The organism is Pseudomonas sp. GW456-L13 (assembly GCF_017350115.1).
GTDB lineage: Bacteria > Pseudomonadota > Gammaproteobacteria > Pseudomonadales > Pseudomonadaceae > Aquipseudomonas > Aquipseudomonas jessenii.
This window is the reverse complement of record NZ_JACNAS010000002.1, coordinates 1,763,107-1,782,710: the sequence shown is the minus strand read 5'-3', so window position 1 is coordinate 1,782,710 and position 19,604 is coordinate 1,763,107. Positions and strand designations below refer to the sequence as shown.

Annotated in this window: 17 protein-coding genes; 8 read left to right on the top strand and 9 right to left on the bottom strand. The window is 62.9% G+C overall.

Annotated features, from left to right (window positions below):
• Positions 1 to 198: 198 nt before the first annotated feature.
• Positions 199 to 2,328, top strand: coding sequence for a mechanosensitive ion channel family protein (locus J4D25_RS22225; RefSeq protein WP_057713114.1), 2,130 nt, complete (start codon positions 199 to 201; stop codon positions 2,326 to 2,328).
• 152 nt (positions 2,329 to 2,480) lie between these two features.
• Here the strand turns inward: J4D25_RS22225 and J4D25_RS22220 are convergent, their stop codons facing one another.
• Entirely contained in the window at positions 2,481 to 6,788 is a 4,308-nt protein-coding gene (locus tag J4D25_RS22220; protein ID WP_057713115.1) for a DEAD/DEAH box helicase, read from the bottom strand.
• 355 nt (positions 6,789 to 7,143) lie between these two features.
• Between J4D25_RS22220 and J4D25_RS22215 the strand changes: the two genes are divergently transcribed.
• Together J4D25_RS22215 and J4D25_RS22210 are read left to right on the top strand one after the other, a co-directional pair.
• Entirely contained in the window at positions 7,144 to 8,028 is an 885-nt protein-coding gene (locus tag J4D25_RS22215) for a sugar nucleotide-binding protein (RefSeq protein WP_008053852.1), read from the top strand.
• Positions 8,021 to 8,950, top strand: coding sequence for an NAD-dependent epimerase/dehydratase family protein (locus tag J4D25_RS22210; protein WP_057713116.1), 930 nt, complete (start codon positions 8,021 to 8,023; stop codon positions 8,948 to 8,950). The genes J4D25_RS22215 and J4D25_RS22210 overlap by 8 nt, the downstream gene beginning before the upstream one ends.
• Before the next feature lie 184 nt (positions 8,951 to 9,134).
• Here J4D25_RS22210 and J4D25_RS22205 read toward each other — a convergent pair whose 3' ends face one another.
• From J4D25_RS22205 to J4D25_RS22185, 5 genes are all read right to left on the bottom strand, one after another.
• Positions 9,135 to 9,833 carry an OmpW family protein gene (locus J4D25_RS22205; protein ID WP_057713117.1) on the bottom strand — a complete coding sequence of 233 codons (699 nt, stop codon included), beginning with the start codon at positions 9,831 to 9,833 and terminating at the stop codon, positions 9,135 to 9,137.
• 221 nt (positions 9,834 to 10,054) lie between these two features.
• Complete coding sequence (locus J4D25_RS22200; RefSeq protein ID WP_057713118.1) at positions 10,055 to 10,573, bottom strand: DUF3299 domain-containing protein; 519 nt, start codon at positions 10,571 to 10,573, stop codon at positions 10,055 to 10,057.
• A gap of 11 nt (positions 10,574 to 10,584) precedes the next feature.
• A complete protein-coding gene (locus tag J4D25_RS22195; RefSeq protein WP_057713119.1) occupies positions 10,585 to 11,850 on the bottom strand; it encodes an ABC transporter permease in 1,266 nt (421 codons plus the stop codon).
• Between the two features lies 1 nt (position 11,851).
• Complete coding sequence (locus tag J4D25_RS22190) at positions 11,852 to 12,562, bottom strand: ABC transporter ATP-binding protein (RefSeq protein WP_057713120.1); 711 nt, start codon at positions 12,560 to 12,562, stop codon at positions 11,852 to 11,854.
• Between the two features lie 135 nt (positions 12,563 to 12,697).
• The gene (locus J4D25_RS22185; RefSeq protein ID WP_057713121.1) at positions 12,698 to 13,288 is read right to left on the bottom strand and encodes a DUF2796 domain-containing protein; all 591 of its coding nucleotides are present in this window, start codon (positions 13,286 to 13,288) and stop codon (positions 12,698 to 12,700) included.
• Positions 13,289 to 13,423: 135 nt separating this feature from the next.
• On the opposite strand from J4D25_RS22185, the gene J4D25_RS22180 reads away from it, so the two are divergent.
• Positions 13,424 to 13,765 (top strand): hypothetical protein, encoded by a 342-nt coding sequence (locus J4D25_RS22180; RefSeq protein ID WP_057713122.1) that lies wholly within the window; start codon positions 13,424 to 13,426, stop codon positions 13,763 to 13,765.
• Positions 13,766 to 13,868: 103 nt separating this feature from the next.
• Here the strand turns inward: J4D25_RS22180 and trxA are convergent, their stop codons facing one another.
• The 3 genes from trxA to J4D25_RS22165 form a co-directional block, all read right to left on the bottom strand.
• Entirely contained in the window at positions 13,869 to 14,741 is an 873-nt protein-coding gene (gene trxA, locus J4D25_RS22175) for a thioredoxin (protein ID WP_057713123.1), read from the bottom strand.
• A 183-nt stretch (positions 14,742 to 14,924) separates the two neighbouring features.
• On the bottom strand, positions 14,925 to 15,578 hold the full coding sequence (locus J4D25_RS22170; protein ID WP_057713124.1) for a methyltransferase: 654 nt from the start codon (positions 15,576 to 15,578) through the stop codon (positions 14,925 to 14,927).
• Positions 15,575 to 16,039: a YbaY family lipoprotein gene (locus J4D25_RS22165; protein ID WP_057713125.1), complete on the bottom strand. Its 465-nt coding sequence runs from the start codon at positions 16,037 to 16,039 to the stop codon at positions 15,575 to 15,577. The genes J4D25_RS22170 and J4D25_RS22165 overlap by 4 nt, the downstream gene beginning before the upstream one ends.
• 127 nt (positions 16,040 to 16,166) lie before the next feature.
• On the opposite strand from J4D25_RS22165, the gene nrdR reads away from it, so the two are divergent.
• The 4 genes from nrdR to ribBA are packed head-to-tail and all read left to right on the top strand — an operon-like array spanning position 16,167 to position 19,582.
• Positions 16,167 to 16,631 (top strand): transcriptional regulator NrdR, encoded by a 465-nt coding sequence (gene nrdR / locus J4D25_RS22160; protein WP_003228656.1) that lies wholly within the window; start codon positions 16,167 to 16,169, stop codon positions 16,629 to 16,631.
• A complete protein-coding gene (ribD, locus tag J4D25_RS22155) occupies positions 16,628 to 17,761 on the top strand; it encodes a bifunctional diaminohydroxyphosphoribosylaminopyrimidine deaminase/5-amino-6-(5-phosphoribosylamino)uracil reductase RibD (protein WP_057713126.1) in 1,134 nt (377 codons plus the stop codon). Before nrdR ends, ribD begins: the two co-directional genes overlap by 4 nt.
• A gap of 47 nt (positions 17,762 to 17,808) precedes the next feature.
• The gene (locus J4D25_RS22150) at positions 17,809 to 18,474 is read left to right on the top strand and encodes a riboflavin synthase (RefSeq protein ID WP_008018158.1); all 666 of its coding nucleotides are present in this window, start codon (positions 17,809 to 17,811) and stop codon (positions 18,472 to 18,474) included.
• 16 nt (positions 18,475 to 18,490) lie between these two features.
• The gene (gene ribBA / locus J4D25_RS22145) at positions 18,491 to 19,582 is read left to right on the top strand and encodes a bifunctional 3,4-dihydroxy-2-butanone-4-phosphate synthase/GTP cyclohydrolase II (RefSeq protein WP_007970163.1); all 1,092 of its coding nucleotides are present in this window, start codon (positions 18,491 to 18,493) and stop codon (positions 19,580 to 19,582) included.
• Positions 19,583 to 19,604 lie beyond the last annotated feature (22 nt).

Here is a 19,604-nt window from a genome sequence, read left to right as displayed (position 1 = left end):
CGAAGCAGTCGTAAACCCATTGAATGCGGCGCATCAGATGAATTCGAACGGTAGGTTTTGGGGGCGCTTCGCCCCCCAACGGGGGCAAGCCCCCTCGCCACAGGAGAAATCACTGTCCTGCTATCTGCGGGCAATATCCGAACTTGCCCGACATTTCTCGATCAGTTCCTTACCGACACAGCCAAAGGAGCGGGTGTTTTGATCAGGCTCAAGACCGCGATACTGCTGGGAGCGTTGCTGTTTGTGGGTAGCGAGCAACTGGAAGCCGCCGCGATACCGGGGCTGCCGGCCACCGCGACCGCCGCGACTCCGCCGGCCCACCCTGAACCGCTGGTGCAAGGCGGATTGCTGGGGGCCATCAGTTCAAGCATCGACGAGGTCCAGACCAAACTCGATCTCAACGAAAACTTCCTCGACGTCTGGCGCCTGCGTGCCGACCTCGCGGCCGATGAAGTGGATCAGTTGGTCAATAAGCCATCGGCCCGTTCGCCCTGGCGCGTCGCCGGCGATTTCCTGCTGCTGACCTGCGTGTGGGCGGCCGTGTTTGCCTGTCTTTGGCTGCTTGGGCGGATGGTCGCCAGGCGCCTGTGCGAGCACCGTCTGCTGCTCAGTCGCGAACGGGGCCAGGCGTTGCTCGGTTACGTGTTGCCCTACACCCTTCCGGCGGTGATCAGTCTGCCGTTGACGATTTATGCCAGCCAGCTTTTGCCGATATCGGCGGGACGGGCGCTGGCGTTGTGTTTTGCCTATGCCACCAGTGCCGGGATCTTTGCCGCGTCATTGGTGCTGTCGCTGGTGGTGATGTTCAATGCCGGACACAAGCGGCGGGCGGTGCAGATTATTCGACAACACAGCCCACGACCGCTGTTCGGCATCGGTTTTCTGGTGGCCCTGAGCGATGCCCTGACCAGCCCGCAGATCGCCCATCAACTGGGCAGTAATCTCACCAGCAGCATCGCCGTGTTCACTGGATTGGCAGCGTCGATTTCCTTCGGCTTGCTGGTGATCCGCATGCGTCGCCCGGTCGCCCATGTGATCCGCATCCTGCCGCTGGCCCAGCGCCTCAGCCAGCCGGCGTTGCGTGAAACCCTGCGGATATTTTCCGGGCTCTGGTATTGGCCGATTCTGTTGATGGTCCTGGTTTCGATCATCAACCTGATCGGCGCCGGGGTGGACAACCAGAGAGTGCTGCGCAGCGCCTTGTTCACCACGGTGCTGCTGATCGCCACGGTGTTTCTCAGCACCACGCTGCATCATCTGTTCAAGACGCGCAGCGAAGCGGACCTGCGCCGCGGCAGCGCCTACAAGGAGCGCTTTCTCAATTTGTCACATGCCTTGTTGCGCATCGCCATGGCCATCGTGTTCATCGATATCCTCGGGCGGATCTGGGGCGTGTCGCTGTTCGAATTCGCGGTGACCAATGCCGTGGGCCGGGCGATCAGTGATTCCCTGGGCCACATCGGTCTGATCCTGCTGGTGACCTGGATGGTCTGGGTGGTGCTCGACACGGCGATTCAGGAAGCCCTGAAACCGCCAACCAACAAGCGCTCGGCGCGCCAGCCGAGTACGCGGGTGAAAACCATCCTGCCGCTGCTGCGCAACGCGATCAAAATCATCCTGGTGGTGATTTGCGCGATCACCACCATGGCCAACCTGGGGATCAACGTCGCGCCATTCCTGGCAGGTGCCGGGGTCATCGGCCTGGCGATCGGCTTCGGCTCCCAGCAACTGGTGCAGGACGTGATTACCGGGCTGTTCATCATCATCGAAGACACCCTGTCCATCGGTGACTGGGTGGTGCTCGATTCCGGGCATGCCGGCACCGTCGAAGGCCTGACCATCCGTACCTTGCGCCTGCGCGATGGCAAGGGCTTCGTGCACTCGGTGCCGTTCGGGCAGATCAAGGCCGTGACTAACCAATCGCGGCAATTCGCCTATGCGTTTTTCTCGGTGCAATTCACCTACGACACCGATGTCGACAAGGCCATCGAACTGATCCGCGAGGCCGGGCACTCCATCAGCAACGACCCGTTCCTGCGCTACAACCTGCAAGGGCCGCTGGATGTGTTTGGCGTCGACAAGATGGACCTCAACGGTGTGGTGCTGACCGCGCAATTCCGTACGGTGTCCGGTGGTCAATACGCGGTGAGCCGGGCTTTCAACCAGCGTTTGAAAAAGCTTGTGGATAACTGCCCGTGGGTGAACTTCGCGCAAACTTATCCACAGCAGGCATTGGTGCCCAGGCATGCTGTCGAGCCACTGAGGGAGGGAGATGCCGCACCGGAGCATTCGGCGGTGTTGATGCCGGAGCGGCCGCGGTCTCAATAGTCAGTTTTGTACTTGAGGCTTTCAGTGGCTGGTCTGGCCCCATCGCGAGCAAGCTCGCTCCCACAGTGATCTCTGTTGTGCCGAAAATTTGTAATCACAGAAGATCCCCTGTGGGAGCGAGCTTGCTCGCGATGGGGCCGGTCCAGACGACATTAATGCCGGATAAGCTTACTGCGCACTTCAGCCATCGCCCGTTCATCCAGCTCCAGCCAGAACTGCTGCTTGCCGGCAATCTCGGCAGCAACCGCCAACCCGTCGCGATATACCAGCCGATTGCTCGCCAGTGCCGGGACTTTCGCGCCGGGCAATAGCGTGCCGGCGAGGTTCAGCGGATCGACCCCGCACACCGCGACCAGGCTGCCGTCATGGGGCCGAAGCCGCACCTCCCGCAACAAGGGGATCGCCTCGGGCAGGGCGAATTGCTCGCCCGCCAGGCCACTGACAAAACGCCCGCCACGAATCTCGCCGCGAGCCTCCAGGCGATGGAAAGTACGCAGCAGTTCGCGCCAGCTCGGCAGCCAGTCCGCTTCACGCTCCAGCAAACGCCAGAACACCACGCCGTAACGGCGCAGCAAGGTCATGGCGATGTGCTCAAGGGTATCGGCAGGCGTCCGCTGGTTTTGCACCACCGGCGCGACAGGCGTGCGTCGCAACAGGGCCCAGCGCCCGGCGTCGTCCATACCACCGATAAATGCCCCGCGCCCGCGTCGACTGTTGCGAGGCTGGCGCTTGCTGGCCGGGGTGATCAGTGCGCGCAACCCGGCGAAGCTGTCGGCGTTCACCAGCCCCGCGCCCACCAGTTCCTGTAAGGCGATCTCCAGTTCCGAACGCAGCAGATGGGCCTCATGGATCAGTTCATCGAAAAACAGCGCGCCATGCTGGTTGAGGGCGGCGTGGACCTTTTGTGTTTTCGGCGACAGTTCGCTGACCGGCGTCTGTTCGGTCAAGCCGCTCCAGAGGCCGACCCGGTTGCGCGGCAGCAACACAATCGGCGTGCTGCGCAGCGCGGTGCTGGCGCTTTTGTTGTGCGCAGTCAGGCGCGTCCACACCAGTCTGCCGCTGCGGCACAGCTCATCGAGCCAGGTCGCTGAGTAGTCCTTGATCCGCGCCGGCAGGATGTCGCTGTCCCAGGCTGAAGCGGCAGCAGGGTAGCCTTCCAATTGCGCGACGACGGCTGGCAGTACCGCGGCGCCCTGACCCTGGCTTGCGCTCGACACATGCTGCCAGTCGAACAGGAAGCGCATGAAATCCTGCAACGCCACCGGTTCGATTTCCCGGCGCAGGCGCTTGACCGTATAGCGGTGAATCCGCGCCAGCAAATGCCGCTCGCACCATTCTTCCCGGGTGGCGCCCGGGGTAAAGCGACCGCGCAGCACGTAGCCTTCGCGTTCCAGTTGCGCCAGGGCCTGGTTGACCTGCGCAGCGGGCAAGCCGAGTGGTTCGGCAATGCGCTCGAGCGCCAGCGGCCCGAAAGCGCTGAGCCGCGCGCGGATCAGTTCGAGGATGGCGTCGTCGGCTTCCCAGACCTCGTCGAAGTCCGGCAGCGCTTGCAGCGACGGCGTCAATTCGGCCTGGGGATAAATCGCCCGCAGGCAGGTCAGGCGCTCCAGCGCCAGCCACAGCGATTGCCTGGCGTTGATCTGCAAACGGCTCGCGCGGCCACTGTCGGCCAGGGTCTTGAGCCAGTCGAACCACTGCGGATTGGCGCCGGCCTCGGTATCGGTGATGCACGCCAGGCTCATCAAGGCCTCGTGCATTTCGTCGACCCCGCAGGGCGCCGGCCAGGCTTCGTTGCGCACGGCGGCAATCGCCTCGGCGTCCAGGGTGCCGAGGTCGTCGGTGGATTGCGGGTCGCTCCAGCGCCGATTGAGCACTGCCTGGGTTCTACGTTCCTCCAGCGGTGCATCGTCGAGAAAGGTATAGGGCCGGGCGCTGAGAATCTCCGCCGCCAGCGGTGAAGGCGCCGGCAAATCGCGGCTGATCAGGCGAATGTCGCCGCGTTCCATGCGCCGCAACAAGGCCAGCCAGCCTTGGCTGTCCATGGCTTCGTGCAGGCAATCGTCGAGGGTCTGTTCCACCAGCGGATGGTCGGGAATCTCCCGTTCGCCGGCGAGATTTTCCACGCAGGCGATCTGATCGGGAAACACGCTGGCGATCAGGTCTTCGCTTTTCATCCGCTGGATCTGCGGCGGGACTTTGCGCCCGCCGCTGTAGCGCGGCAGCGCCAGGGCCACGCCGGCATTCCAGCGCCAGCGCACGCCGAACAGCGGCGCGTCGAGCACGGCTTGAATCAGGATGTGTTCGGCACTGTTGCTGTGCAAGTAGCGCCAGACGTCGTCCAGTTCAAAACTGTGGCTGGTGGACAGCGACAGCACGATGGCGTCTTCGCTGGCGGCGGCCTGCAATTCGAAATTGAAGGTGCGACAGAAACGCTTGCGCAGGGCCAGGCCCCAGGCGCGGTTGATGCGGCTGCCGAACGGCGTGTGAATGACCAGTTGCGTGCCGCCGGACTCGTCGAAAAAGCGCTCCATCAGCAGCGTGTCTTGGGATGGCAGGGCACCCAGCGTTTGCCGCGCACGGGCCAGGTAATCCACCAGTTGTCCGGCGCTGGCGATGTTCAAACCCAGGGTCTCGGTCAGCCAGTCGAGCGCTGGTTGCAAGTCACCTGGCGCAGCCCCCAGCAGGTCATCGAGTTGTGCCTGCAAGCGCGCCACCGCCGAGGACAATTCGGCACTGCGCCCCGGTGCTTCACCGAGCCAGAACGGAATGGTCGGCGGCTGGCCCTGGGCATCCTCGACCCGGACTTTGCCGGTTTCCACCCGCAGGATCCGATAGGACGTGTTGCCTAACTGGAAGATATCCCCGGCAATGCTTTCCACGGCGAAGTCTTCGTTGATGGTGCCGATGTTCAGCCCTTGAGGCTCCAGCAGCACGCTGTAGTCGGCGTTGTCCGGAATGGTCCCGCCACTGGTCACCGCCGTCAGTTTCGCGCCCCGGCGGCCGCGCAGGGTGCGGCTCACAGCGTCGCGATGCAGGTAGGCGCTACGGATGCCCTGACGACCGTTGTAACCCTCGGCGAGCATGTGCAGCAGCGCCTGATAGTGTTTGTCGTCGAGTCCGGCGTAGGGCGAGGCGCGGCGCAGCATCTCCAGTAGCGCTTGTTCCGGCCACTCCTGGCAACTGACCTCGGCGATGATCTGCTGCGCCAGCACGTCCAGCGGCGCTTGCGGGATCAGCAAGGTATCGAGTTCGCCCCGGCGCACGCAGTCGAGTAGCGCGGCGCATTCGATCAGGTCGTCCCGGGTGGTGGCGAACAAACGACCCTTGGGCGTGCCGCCGACCTGGTGCCCGGAGCGGCCGACCCGTTGCAGAAACCCGGCAATCGAACGCGGCGAGGCGATCTGGCACACCAGGTCGACGTCGCCGATGTCGATCCCCAGTTCCAGCGACGCCGTGGCGATCAGCACTTGCAGGTCACCGCGCTTGAGTCGCTGCTCGGCATCCAGGCGAAATTCCTTGGCCAGGCTGCCGTGGTGGGCGGCGACGGCATCCTTGCCCAGGCGCTCGCTCAGGTGCCGGCTCAGGCGTTCGGCCAGACGTCGGGTGTTGACGAAGATCAGCGTGGTCCGGTGTTCCCGGGCGAGGGCGGCGAGGCGGTCGTAGACCAACTCCCAGACATCGTTGGCCATCACGGCCGATAGCGGCACGGGCGGTACTTCGATGTCCAGGTCGCGGGGGCGGGCGTGGCCGATGTCGACGATCTCGCACGGGCGGTCGCGACCGACAAGGAAGCGCGAGACGGCTTCGATGGGCTTTTGCGTGGCCGACAGCCCGATGCGCAGCAGTGGCTCCGGGCAGAGGGCTTGCAGGCGTTCAAGGCTCAGTGCCAGGTGGCTGCCGCGTTTGCTGGCAGCCATGGCGTGGATCTCGTCGACGATCACTGTTTGTGCGGTGCCGAGCATCTGCCGGCCAGAGTCGGAACCGAGCAGCACATACAGGGATTCCGGCGTGGTCACCAGAATGTGCGGTGCGGTCTTGCGCATTGCCGAACGATCTTTTTGCGGTGTATCGCCGGTGCGCACGGCGGTGCTGATCTGCAGTTCGGGCAGGCCCATCACGCGCAATTGCTCGGTAATGCCGGCCAGCGGGTTTTGCAGGTTGATCTGGATGTCGTTGGACAGGGCCTTGAGTGGCGAGACGTAGACCACCAGGGTTGCGTCGGGCAAGCCTTCGGGGCTTTCCAGGCCGCGGTGCACCAGGTCATCGATGACGGCGAGAAAGGCGGTGAGGGTCTTGCCGGAACCGGTGGGCGCGGCGACCAGGGTTGAGCGGCGCTGGCGGATCAACGGCCACGCCCGGGCCTGGGCGGCGGTGACCGCCGGGAACGTGTGGCTGAACCAGGCGCTGACGGCAGGGTGGAAGCCGCTCAGGGCACTGTCTGCGGGAATGGGCAGGTTCATGCAGCAAGTTATGCGGGTGGGTGGGCCAAGATGCAAGTACCGCTTGGGGATCTCTGTTGACTGACAGGACCCCATCGCGAGCAAGCTCGCTCCCACAGAGGGGCGGCTTACACAAAACCATTGTGGGAGCTAGCTTGCTCCCACAGGGGGGCGGTTTACACAAAGCCATTGTGGGAGCGAGCTTGCTCGCGATGAGGCCAGTGACAGCACCACAAATCCCCCGGATCTACACTTTACGGGTGACGGTTGCGCACTAAACCCGCAAAATGCAACGATTCCGGCAATTATCAACGACATCGCCTGGGCGCGATGTCGATAAAGCCATCGTTTCAATCAGACTGGGCCTGCTGACTCTATGCGAATGCGCCTTATGTTACTGGGCGGCGGAAATGCCCTTGGGCAGGCGCTGATTCGCCTCGGTGCGGAGGAAGACATCGGTTTCCTCGCCCCCCGCCCGCCCGAAGACGGCTGGGATGCCGCGAGCCTGACACAACTGCTCGACGACACCCGTCCCGATGCATTGATCAACCTTGCCTACTACTTCGACTGGTTTCAGGCCGAGGCGGTGAGCGAATCGCGCCTGGCCGGCCAGGAGCGCGCGATCGAGCGTCTGGCGGAACTGTGCCAGCACCACAACATCGTCCTGCTGCAACCCTCCAGCTATCGCGTGTTCGACGGCTCCCGCGCCACCGCCTACAGCGAAAAAGACGAACCGGTGCCCCTGGGCTTGCGGGGTCAGGCGTTGTGGCGGATCGAGCAAAGCGTGCGCGCCACCTGCCCGCAACACGTGCTGCTGCGTTTCGGCTGGCTGCTGGACGACAGCCCGGACGGTGCCCTTGGCCGCTTCCTCGCCCGTGCCGAACAACCCGAAGAGCTGCTGATGGCCGACGACCGACGGGGCAATCCGACGCCGGTCGACGATGCCGCCCGCGTGATCATTTCAGTGCTCAAGCAACTCGATTGCGCGGCGCCGCTGTGGGGCACCTACCACTACGCCGGGCATGAGGCGACTACGCCGCTGGCGCTGGGGCAGGCGATTCTGACCGAAGCCCGCAGCCTGCATCCGCTGGCCATCGAAGCCCCGACCGCCCAGGCCCACGCCGCGCGTCCGGATGCCGCCGAAGAACCGCAACACGCGGTACTGGCCTGCAAAAAAATTCTGCACACCTTTGGAATCAAACCACGCGCCTGGCGTGCGGCGCTTCCCGGTCTACTGGACAGGTTCTATCGCCATGGCTGACAACCCCGTTTTGATCACCGGTGGTGCCGGTTTCATTGGTTCACACCTGACTGACGCCCTGCTTGCCAGGGGCCATGCTGTGCGGATTCTCGATGACCTGTCCACCGGCAAGCACAGCAATCTGCCGCTGGATAATCCCAGGGTCGAACTGATCGTCGGCGACGTGGCCGATGCGGCTTTGGTTGCCCAGGCGATGGCCGGATGCAGCGCTGTGGCGCACCTGGCCGCCGTGGCTTCGGTGCAGGCCTCGGTGGACGATCCGGTGCGCACACACCAGAGCAATTTCATCGGCACGCTGAACGTCTGCGAAGCCATGCGCCAGACCGGGGTCAAACGCGTGCTGTTTGCCTCCAGTGCGGCGGTGTATGGCAACAATGGCGAAGGTGAGTCGATCGACGAAGACACGCCCAAGGCGCCGTTGACGCCTTATGCGGTGGACAAGCTGGCCAGCGAGCAATACTTCGACTTCTACCATCGCCAGCATGGGCTGGAACCGGTGATTTTCCGCTTCTTCAACATCTACGGCCCGCGCCAGGATCCGTCCTCGCCATACTCCGGGGTGATCAGCATTTTCAGCGAGCGTGCACTGAAGGGCTTGCCGATCACGGTGTTCGGCGATGGCGAGCAGACCCGGGATTTTGTCTACGTCGAAGACCTGGTCGACTTGCTGGTGCAGGCCATCGAAATGCCCCAGGTCGAAGTCGGTGCGGTAAACGTTGGCTGGAACCAGGCGACGACCCTCAAGCAAATGCTCGAAGCGCTCGAAGCCGTGGTCGGCAAGTTGCCACCGGTGAGCTACGGCCCGGCGCGCTCCGGCGACATTCGTCATTCACGGGCGAACAACCGGCGCCTGTTGGAACGCTTCAGTACCACAGAGCAGACACCGATGCGCGTGGGGCTGGCGCGGTTGCTGGGGCGATAGATCGCTTCCCTGCGGAAATGAAAAAGGCGCCTTTTTACAGGCGCCTTTTTCACGGCCGGAATTTACTTTCAGCTTGTGTAATTCCTGTGGCGAGGGGGCTCACCCCCGTTCGACTGCGCAGCAGTCGCCGTCATTTTTAAGTCTGCTCACCACCAAGCCTCATTCACCACCACGTGAACGTTCTTTAGAACTTGTAACCCAGACCCACCATGTAGATGAACGGGTCTACATCGACGTCCACCCGTGCCCGGGTGCCTGGTGCGATCGAGTTGTTCTCGACGGTGGCGCGGGTATCGATGTCGATGTAGCGCACCTGGGCGTTGATCATGATGTTATCGGTCAGCATGTAGTCAGCACCGACCTGCCACGCCAGACCCCAGGAGTTTTCCGCCTTGAAGTTGCTGAAGCCGGCGGCCTGGGCCTGGCTGCCAACGTGTTCGTCGTAGATATAGGTGTAGTTGATGCCGCCGCCGACGTACGGCTGGAAGGCCGACTTCGGGTCCAGCGGGTAGTACACCAGGCTCAAGGTCGGTGGCAGGTGCTTGAGGGTGCCGAGTTTGCCGTTGGCCGCGCTCAGGGCCGTGCCCTTGAGTTTCACGTCATGCTCGAACGGTGTGGCCGCCAGCAGTTCGATACCCAGGTGGTTGGTGAGCATGTAGGCGAAGTTCAAGCCCAGTTGCGTGTCGCTGCTCATGGTCGCCTTGCCGCCCAGGTCGGCGCCCGCCAGCGGGCCTTGATCGACCTTGACGCTGGAGCTGTCGGCTTCCGGGTTGACGGTGATGGCGCCGGCGCGAAGGAGGATGTCACCGGCTTCGAAGGCATTGGCGAGCGGGGCTGCGAGCGCAAGGGCAACCAGCGAAGCGCTGAGCATGGACTTGTTCATGGGGGCTCCAGAGGACGTTAAAAATGTTCGATGTCCAATGGTAAGCCGGCTAACTATTCGGTCTTTTGATGCAGCTCAATGAAAGTGGCAAGGACTGGAATTTGTGATGTTTCTGATGGCCTCATCGCGAGCAAGCTCGCTCCCACAGGAGGCATGTGATCCCCTGTGGGAGCGAGCTTGCTCGCGATGGCGGACTGACAGTCGACACAAAACGACCTGATTCACTCCGGCAGTTCATACAGATAAATCTTGTCCGCCTCCATCTGATACCCGGCATCCGCCAACTCGCTGGTGGACGCCTTGACCTGCAACGCGCCTTCGATCCAGTAAGGCTGATACAACTCGTCCAGCTTCACGCCGACTTCGCTCTTGACGTGCACGATCTGGTTCGACGGCGGTGGCGGCACATGGATGCAGGCGCCGAAATACGGCACCAGCAGAAACTCCGTGGTACGGCCTTCCTCGCTCACTTCCAGCGGCACGATGTAACCCGGCAGGCGAATGTTCTGGCCGTCGAGGGTCTTGACCACCGGTGCGTTGGGCATGTCCTGCTTGGCTGCTGGCGCCGACTCTGCAGAGAGCGTGCTGCTCATCTGCGACAGATCATGCAACGGCGTCATGTTCGGCACTTCTTTCGGCGCGTCGGGCGGGATCATCTCCGACCAGGCCAGGTCTTTTGGCTGGGCCGCCCACAGGGGCAGGGCGACCAGCATCAACAGCGCAAGTACAGCGCGGGGCATTTTCAACGTCCTCATAAACGGATCGACAAGCCATCGGCCAGGGATTGGCGATAGGCGCGCCAGGCCGGCACGCTGCCCATCAGCAACGCGGCGATCAGGATGCCACCGAGCAGCGTCCATTCATACTCGCTCGGCCAGGACAGCGGCAGGAACAGGCCGTAGTTGGCTTGCACATAACCTTGGGCCGCCGCGATGCACACATACAGCAACGCCACGCCGGCGATCACGCCCGACAGCGCCAGGGCAAAGGCTTCGAGTACCAACAGCGTCGCGATGTGCCAGGGGCGTGCGCCCACCGAGCGCAGGATCGCCATTTCCCGACGGCGCTCGTTGAGGCTGGTGAGAATCGCTGTGAGCATGCCGATCAACCCGGTCAGCACCACAAACAGCGATACCACGAACAAGGCTTTTTCCGCGGTGCCCATCAGACTCCACAGCTCTTGCAACGCTACGCCTGGCAGGATCGCCAGCATCGGCTCGCCGCGGAATTCGTTGATTTCCCGTTGCAGGGCAAAGGTCGAAATCTTGTTGTTGAGGCCGAGCATGAACGCGGTGATCGCTTGCGGCGTGAGGTCCATGTTGCGCGCCTGATCAGCCGTGATGCGGCCCTCGCCCCGGGCCGGCACGCCGTTATGCCAGTCGATGTGAATCGCTTCCATGCCACCGAGGCTGATGTGCAGTGTGCGGTCCACCGGTGTGCCGGTGCGCTTGAGAATGCCGACCACAGTGAACGGTTTGTCGTCGTGCTTGACCAGGCTGATCGCCGCCACGCCGTGGGCCAGCACCAGTTTGTCACCGAGTTTGTAGTGCAGTGCATCGGCCACTTCGGCACCGAGCACCACTTCGAACGGGTCAGTGGCAAAGGCGCGGCCATCGCTCAGTTGCAGGTGTTGCTGGCGCCCGTACTGGTAATGCTCGAAGTAGGCTTCGGTGGTGCCCATCACCCGGTAGCCGCGATGGGAGTCGCCGAGGGACATCGGGATCGCCCACTTCACTTTCGGGTTGCTGGCGAAGTGTTCGAAGCTGTCCCAGCGGATGTTGTTGGTGGCGTTGCCGATGCGGAACACCGAGTACAGCAGCAGGTTCACCGAGCCTGAGCGGGCGCCGACGATCAGGTCGGTGCCGCTTATTGTGCTGGCGAAACTGGCCTTGGCTTCGGTGCGCACGCGCTCCACTGCCAGCAACAGGCACACCGACAGGGCGATGGCGAACGCGGTGAGGATCGCAGTGAAACGACGGTTAGCCAGGCTGGCCATGGCTAGACGAAACAGATACATCTCAGACCTCGGACGGGGTAGCGGCGCGATTGAGTTCGGCCAGCGACAGGTTGTGGTCGAACAGCGGCGCCAGGCTCTGGTCGTGGCTGACGAACAACAGGCTCGAGCCGGCTTCGCGGCACTCGGCGAACAGCAGGCGAATGAAGTTCTCGCGGGCGTCGTAATCGAGGGCTGAGGTCGGTTCGTCGGCGATCACCAGTTCCGGTTGACCGATCAGTGCGCGGGCGGCGGCGACCCGTTGCTGCTGGCCGATGGACAACGAATCAGCGCGGCGACCGAGGATGTTTTCATCCTTCAAACCCAGATGGGCGAGCAGTGTGGCGGCGGCTTTGTCGACGCTGCCGTGACGTTGTTTCGCCCGTTCGGCGCGCAGTTTCGAGAAGTGGCAGGGCAGTTCGACGTTTTCACGCACCGACAGAAACGGCAGCAGGTTGAACTGCTGAAAGATGTAGCCGGTGTGATCGACGCGGAAGTGGTCGCGGGCGCCGGCCGAGAGTTGCGTCAGCTCCTGGCCGAGCAGGCGGATGCTGCCGCGATCAGGCTTTTGCACGCCGCCGAGCAGACCGAGCAGGGTGGTCTTGCCGCTGCCGCTCGGGCCTTTGAGGAACAGGGTTTCGCCGCGCTCCAGGCGAAACGCGGGGATGTCCAGCAGCGGCGGGTGACCGGGCCAGCTGAAGCCCAGGTCGGACAGTTCGATGAGTGCTTGGGTCATGTGAAACCGGTCTGGTTGGTGGTGAACCCTTGTAGGAGCGAGCCTGCTCGCGAAAAACCTGAGAGCACCGAGGTGAATCAGGTTGCCCGCGTTATCGTTGGCGTCCATCGCGAGCAAGCTCGCTCCTACAGTGGGTCAGAATTTCAGCGCGGCAGCCTTGTCCGTCACTTCAACGCCTTGCTGCCCGCTCGGGCCGATCAGTTGTACCTGAATTTTCCGGGTGGCCGGGAAGCTGGTGAATATATTCGCCAGGTCCAGCGACTTCAGGGCCGCCGGTGTGGCGCAGGTGAACTGATAACGCGCGTGGATTTCGGTGTGATCATGGTGATGTTCGTGGCCGTCTTCGTCCTTGGCGTCTTCATCGTGATCATCGTCGGCATCGGGTTTATCACCGAACAACGGGCTTTCCAGTTCCTGGTTTTCCACCACGCAACCCGCGGCTTTTGGCAGGTTGAACAGGGCCAGCGGTTGCTCCAGTCGGGCGCGGGCGGCGGCGACTTTGGCTTTGTCTGCGTCGCTGGTGGCGACGTGCTCGAACCCCACCAGGTTCATGGCCGGGCTTTCCAGTTCCAGCTCCAGGGTCTTGCCGTCCAGCGCCGCATTCAGGCGTCCCACGCCATGTTCGTGGGCACCCAGGCTGCCATGCTCATGATCGTGTTCGTCGGCGGCATGGGCGACAGCCAGCGGCAACATGGCAAACGGCAGGGCGAGAAGCAGACGACGCATGGCGAGTCTCCGAAAAGTAAAATGAAGAAATTGTTATGTAATCTTATAACGTAATTGCGCAGAGTTTGACTGTCTGCTTGGCGTTGCACAAGTCCCATGGGAGCATGCAGGGAAGAAATGTGCGGGAGCAGACCCATGTTGCGAATTCGCGGAAGCATCGGCGACTGGCCGGTGGATTTGACCCTGGAGATGGACGACGCGGACTGGGCGCGACTAGGGGCGCAGTTGCAGGTGGAAAAACCCCCGGTCAGCGTGCCAGCGGCGAAACCGTTGAACCAGGATGATGCGCTGTGGCAGATCGCCCGGGATTTGCTGCGCAAGGCCGGGCAGCTCAGCGGGCCGGACCTGCTCGATCAACTGGAAGGATTGACTGGCAGCGCGGCGGCGGGCAAGCGTCTGTTGGTGCGCTTGCGCCATAGTTCGGACGTGAAGGTGGAAAGCGGCGGGGATACACCGCTGTATCGCTGGTTGGTGTAGGAGCGAGCTTGCTCGCGATGGGCGTCAACGATAACGCGGGAAACCTGATTCACCTCGGTGCTCTCAGGTTTTTCGCGAGCAAGCTCGCTCCTACAGGGTCGATTTAGTACAGCGCAGCAAACAACTTGCGGCGGTACGTGCTGACCAACGGATGATCGTTGCCCAGCAATTCGAACACCTGCAACAAGGTCTTGTGCGGCAAGCCTTCGCTGTAGCTGCGGTTGCGGGTGAACAACTTCAGCAATGCATCCAGCGCGGCGTCGTACTGCTGACGGGCCAGTTGCTGGATCGCCAGTTGATAGACCGCCTCATCGTCCAGCGGGTCTTTCGCCAGTCGGGCCTTCAGGTCGGCGGCATCCGGCAAGTCCCTGGCCAGCCCGAGAAACTTGATCTGTGCCTTGGCGCCGGCCAGCGCGGCCTTGTGCTCATCGCTCTTGACCGCATCCAGCACGGTTTGCGCTTCGCCCAGTTCACCGCGCTCGGTCAGGCAGCGGGCGTACAGGATCAGTGCCTTGGCGTTGGTGTTGTCTTCACCCAGGATCACTTTGAGCTGCGCTTCGGCATCGGCGAAACGGCTGTCGTCGAACAGCGCCTGGGCCTGTTCGAACGGATCGGCGGCGGCCGGTGGCGGCATCTGCACATGGGGTTCGAGCAGGGCACGCACGGCCGACTCCGGCTGCGCACCGGCAAAGCCATCGACAGGCTGGCCGTCCTTGAACAGCACCACGGTCGGCAGGCTGCGGATGCCGAAGCGGGCGACGATGTCTTGTTCGATGTCACAGTTGACCTTGGCCAGCAGCAACTCACCCTGATAGCTCTCGGCAATGCTCTGCAGCATCGGCATCAGCACTTTGCAAGGTGCGCACCATTCGGCCCAGAAATCCACCAGCACTGGCTTGTGGAAGGAGTTCTCGATCACCGACTGGTCGAAATCGGCAGTCGTGGCGTCGAAGATGTACGGCGTTTCCTGACTCATGGGCAATCTCGTAAAAGCGTGAATGGGGCAACTATACGACTTGGTGGGGGCGCGCCGGAAGCGGGGTGGCCGTTAGAGATGTTTCGTCTGACAGGACGTCATCGCGAGCAAGCTCGCTCCCACAGGGGATTTGTGGACGACGCGGGTCCAGTGCAGGAGCGAGCTTGCTCGCGATGCCTTTAGCTAGCGCTGCGCGTGGTACAGGCTCACATGCCGAAACTCGTGGGGCTCGGCCAGATCCGGCAGGGTCATGGCTTCGAGCATTTCGATGCGCCGGTACAACGGATGACGGAAATCCCTGACGCGTGAATCCGCCACCAGCGCCTCTCGGCCGCGACTGAGGAACTGGTCGAGCAGCGGCAGGTTGGCCCGGTCGTACAGTACATCCGCCACCAGGATCAGATCGAAGCGATCGGCCTCGGCGAAAAAGTCCGTCGAGTAATTGAGCTGTACGTTATTGAGCTCGGCATTGGCCCGACACGCGGCAATCGCCAGCGGGTCGAGGTCGCAGGCCAGTACTTCGAGCGCCCCGGCCTTCGCCGCCGCAATCCCCGCCACCCCGGAGCCGGCACCGAAATCCAGTACCCGCTTGCCTTCGACCCAATGGGGGTTTTCGGCCAGATAGCGGGCCACGGCCAGGCCGCTGGCCCAGCAGAAACTCCAGTACGGCGGCTCATGCAGGATGCGCCGGGTCTCTTCCGGGCTGAAGGCGCGGTCCATGTTGTCGCCGTCGATCAGCCACAACTTCAGGTCGGTCCCTGGTAACTCACAGGCGACCAATTGCGCATCACCGAGCAGTTCACCCAACGCCTTTTGCAGGTCGAACGGTGCACTCATGGGGCTTTGACGAATTGCAGTTGGCCCAGGGCCTGGGTGGTCGGCTGGGTAATCAGTTGCGACGGCAGGTGCAGGATCAACTGCCCGGACTGACTGGCGCGGCCTCGCAGTTCAACGCGGGCCCCGGCCGGGAAGGATTCCGGATTGAAGCGCAGGTGAAACGGCAGAACCTGGTTGTTGCCGATCAGGCTGGAGCTGGCGAGCAATTGTTGCGGGCGGTCCTTATCGTCGATCACCAGCAATGCCAGTTCGACTTCAGCGCCAGCTGGAACGCCTTGCAAGGTGCCGCTCAGTTCACGCTGATGGGCGGGCAGAGGGCCGAGTGCGGCCGCCTCCCGGGCTTTCTTCTGCGCTTGCTGCGGCACCGGGCCAGGCGTTGGCGGCTGGGGCTTGGGTGCATCGCTGCTGCAGGCCACCAGCAGGCTGAAAACACTGAGCAAAATGAGCGGACGTAACGACATTGGTGGCTCCATAACGCTGAATTCCATGGATCAAGTGATCATCCCGTCTGTATACCGCAAACCCTATGGCTTGTCTTGCCACGGGGATGCGCTACCATGGCCCTCCCTTTTTTTGTTGCCTGCCACCATGCACTGTCCCTTCTGCGGTGCCAACGACACCAAGGTCATCGACTCGCGTCTGGTCGCCGAGGGCGAACAGGTGCGCCGCCGGCGTGAATGCCTGGCCTGCGGCGAGCGTTTCACGACGTTCGAGACGGCTGAACTGGTGTTGCCGCGCCTGATCAAAACCGACGGCAGTCGCCAGCCGTTCGACGAAGAAAAACTCCGCGCCGGCATGCAGCGCGCGCTGGAAAAGCGCCCGGTGAGTGTCGAGCGCCTCGAATCGTCGCTGGTGCACATCAAACACAAACTGCGCGCCACCGGCGAACGCGAGGTCAAATCCCTCGTGGTCGGCGAACTGGTGATGGCCGAGCTGCAGAAGCTCGACGAAGTCGCCTACATCCGCTTCGCTTCGGTGTATCGCCGCTTCCAGGACCTCAACGAGTTCCGCGAAGAGATCGATCGCCTGGCCCGTGAACCGGTGAAAGAATGACCACTTGCGCCGAACAAGCCATCCTCGACGCCCATTTCATGGCCCGTGCCCTGGAACTGGCGCGCAAGGGGCATTACACGACGCACCCCAATCCGCGGGTCGGTTGCGTGATCGTGCAGGGCGGGCAGATTGTCGGCGAAGGCTGGCACGAGCGCGCCGGCGAGCCCCACGCTGAAGTCCACGCCCTGCGCGCGGCTGGTGAGCAGGCTCGTGGCGCCACCGCTTACGTGACGCTTGAACCTTGCAGCCATCACGGCCGTACGCCGCCCTGTGCCGATGCACTGGTCAATGCCGGTGTGGCCCGCGTGGTCGCGGCGATGCAGGACCCGAACCCGGAAGTCGCCGGTCGCGGTCTGCAACGCCTGACACAGGCCGGTATCGCCACCGAAAGCGGCGTGCTGGAAGGCGAGGCGCGCAAGCTTAATCAAGGCTTTCTGAAACGCATGGAACACGGCTTGCCGTTCGTGCGGGTCAAGTTGGCCATGAGCCTCGACGGGCGAACCGCCATGGAAAGCGGCGAAAGCCAGTGGATCACCGGCCCGGCGGCGCGCTCGGCAGTGCAGCGTCTGCGCGCGCAAGCCAGTGTGGTACTGACCGGTGCCGATACGGTGCTGGCGGACCACGCACGGTTGACCGTGCGCGCCGATGAGTTGGGGCTGGATGCAGAGCAAACAGCCTTGGTCATGAGCCGTCCGCCGCTGCGGGTGTTGGTCGACGGCCGCCTGCGGGTGCCGCTGGATGCACCGTTCTTCAAGGCAGGCCCGGCGCTGGTCGCCACCTGCGTGGCGGTTGAAGAACAATATGCCAACGGTCCGGAGTGCCTGATCGTGCCGGGCTACGACGGTCAGGTCGATCTGCGTCAACTATTGGTTGAACTCGCAACCCGTGGCGTCAACGAAGTGCTGGTCGAGGCCGGCCCGCGCCTGGCAGGTGCCTTTGCCCAACTCGGTCTGGTGGACGAGTTCCAGATTTTCATTGCCGGCAAGTTCCTGGGTTCCTCGGCGCGGCCGCTGCTGGACTGGCCGCTTGCGCAAATGAAGGATGCGCCGGAACTCAAAATCACCGAAATTCGTGCCGTTGGCGATGACTGGCGAGTCATTGCGATTCCTTCGCCAGCCGCGAGCGTATAATTTCTGGCCATCGCTACAGCGTTGGCTTTGTTCTCGAGGAGAACCTCATGTTTACCGGCATCATCGAATCCATCGGCAGTATTCGTGCATTGACCCCAAAGGGCGGTGATGTGCGGGTTCACGTCGAAACCGGCAAGCTCGACCTGAGCGATGTCAAACTGGGCGACAGCATCGCGGTCAACGGCGTGTGCCTGACTGCCGTTGAATTGCCGGGCAATGGCTTTGCGGCGGACGTCAGTCGTGAAACCCTCGACTGCACCGCCATGAACGACCTGAAAAGCGGCAGCCCGGTCAATCTGGAAAAAGCCCTGACCCCGACCACTCGCCTCGGCGGGCATCTGGTCAGCGGTCACGTCGACGGCGTGGGCGAAGTGGTTGCCCGTACCGAAAATGCGCGCGCCGTGGAATTCCGCATCCGCGCGCCAAAGGACCTGGCGAAGTACATCGCCCATAAAGGCTCGATCACCGTCGACGGCACCAGCCTCACCGTGAACGCAGTCGATGGCGCCGAGTTCCTGCTGACCATCATTCCCCACACCCTGAGCGAAACCATCATGGCGTCGTACCAGCCAGGCCGCCGGGTGAACCTGGAAGTGGACTTGCTGGCCCGTTACCTGGAGCGTCTGCTGCTGGGCGACAAGGCCGCAGAGCCGACTGCCGGCAGCACCATTACCGAAAGCTTTCTGGCCGCCAACGGCTACCTCAAATCCTGACCCAAGGGGGTGCCTTGTGGCGCTCAATAGCATCGAAGAACTGGTTGAAGACATCCGCCAAGGCAAGATGGTCATCCTCATGGATGACGAAGACCGCGAGAACGAAGGCGACCTGATCATGGCCGCCGAGTGCTGCAAGCCCGAGCACATCAACTTCATGGCCAAGCACGCCCGTGGCCTGATCTGCATGCCGATGAGCCGCGAGCGCTGCGAACTGCTCAAGCTGCCGTTGATGGCGCCGCGCAATGGTTCCGGTTTCGGCACCAAGTTCACCGTATCGATCGAAGCGGCCACCGGCGTGACCACCGGCATTTCCGCCGCCGACCGTGCGCGCACCGTGCAGGCTGCTGCCGCCCGTGATGCCAAGGCTGAAGACATCGTCAGCCCGGGCCACATCTTCCCGCTGATGGCTCAGGCCGGCGGCACCCTGGCCCGCGCTGGCCACACCGAAGCGGCGTGCGACCTGGCACGCATGGCTGGTTTCGAGCCGAGCGGGGTGATCTGCGAAGTGATGAACGACGACGGCACCATGTCCCGTCGCGCCGAGCTGGAAGCCTTTGCCGCCGAACACGACATCAAGATCGGCACCATCGCCGACCTGATTCACTACCGGATGATCCACGAACGTACCGTTCAGCGGATTGCCGAGCAGCCACTGGACAGCGAACTGGGCCAATTCAACCTGGTGACCTATCGTGATTCCGTGGAAGGCGATGTGCACATGGCACTGACCCTGGGCAACGTGTGTGCCGAAGAGCCGACCCTGGTTCGCGTGCACAACATGGACCCGCTGCGTGACCTGCTGATGGTCAAGCAACCGGGCCGCTGGAGCCTGCGCGCCGCCATGTCCGCGGTTGCCGAGGCTGGAAGCGGCGTGGTGCTGTTGCTCGGTCACCCGCTCGATGGCGACGTGTTGCTGGCGCATATTCGCGAAACCGCCGATCACGCGGCCGTGAAAAAACCGACCACCTACAGCACTGTCGGTGCCGGTTCGCAGATCCTGCGCGACCTTGGCGTACGCAAAATGCGCCTGATGTCGGCACCGATGAAATTTAATGCGATATCCGGTTTCGATCTGGAAGTTGTAGAATACGTGCCCTCCGAATAATGACCGGTTGTTCCCGGCCTTG

What these genes read in the sequence shown, in the direction of transcription:
- ribD (WP_057713126.1), top strand. Translation starts at nt 16,628, where the DNA reads ATGACCACTTGCGCCGAACAAGCCATCCTCGACGCCCATTTCATGGCC.
- J4D25_RS22180 (WP_057713122.1), top strand. Translation starts at nt 13,424, where the DNA reads ATGTTGCGAATTCGCGGAAGCATCGGCGACTGGCCGGTGGATTTGACC.
- J4D25_RS22210 (WP_057713116.1), top strand. Translation starts at nt 8,021, where the DNA reads ATGGCTGACAACCCCGTTTTGATCACCGGTGGTGCCGGTTTCATTGGT.
- J4D25_RS22190 (WP_057713120.1), bottom strand. Translation starts at nt 12,562, where the DNA reads ATGACCCAAGCACTCATCGAACTGTCCGACCTGGGCTTCAGCTGGCCC.
- J4D25_RS22150 (WP_008018158.1), top strand. Translation starts at nt 17,809, where the DNA reads ATGTTTACCGGCATCATCGAATCCATCGGCAGTATTCGTGCATTGACC.
- J4D25_RS22170 (WP_057713124.1), bottom strand. Translation starts at nt 15,578, where the DNA reads ATGAGTGCACCGTTCGACCTGCAAAAGGCGTTGGGTGAACTGCTCGGT.
- J4D25_RS22165 (WP_057713125.1), bottom strand. Translation starts at nt 16,039, where the DNA reads ATGTCGTTACGTCCGCTCATTTTGCTCAGTGTTTTCAGCCTGCTGGTG.
- J4D25_RS22185 (WP_057713121.1), bottom strand. Translation starts at nt 13,288, where the DNA reads ATGCGTCGTCTGCTTCTCGCCCTGCCGTTTGCCATGTTGCCGCTGGCT.
- J4D25_RS22200 (WP_057713118.1), bottom strand. Translation starts at nt 10,573, where the DNA reads ATGCCCCGCGCTGTACTTGCGCTGTTGATGCTGGTCGCCCTGCCCCTG.
- nrdR (WP_003228656.1), top strand. Translation starts at nt 16,167, where the DNA reads ATGCACTGTCCCTTCTGCGGTGCCAACGACACCAAGGTCATCGACTCG.
- J4D25_RS22220 (WP_057713115.1), bottom strand. Translation starts at nt 6,788, where the DNA reads ATGAACCTGCCCATTCCCGCAGACAGTGCCCTGAGCGGCTTCCACCCT.
- J4D25_RS22205 (WP_057713117.1), bottom strand. Translation starts at nt 9,833, where the DNA reads ATGAACAAGTCCATGCTCAGCGCTTCGCTGGTTGCCCTTGCGCTCGCA.
- J4D25_RS22215 (WP_008053852.1), top strand. Translation starts at nt 7,144, where the DNA reads ATGCGAATGCGCCTTATGTTACTGGGCGGCGGAAATGCCCTTGGGCAG.
- J4D25_RS22195 (WP_057713119.1), bottom strand. Translation starts at nt 11,850, where the DNA reads ATGTATCTGTTTCGTCTAGCCATGGCCAGCCTGGCTAACCGTCGTTTC.
- trxA (WP_057713123.1), bottom strand. Translation starts at nt 14,741, where the DNA reads ATGAGTCAGGAAACGCCGTACATCTTCGACGCCACGACTGCCGATTTC.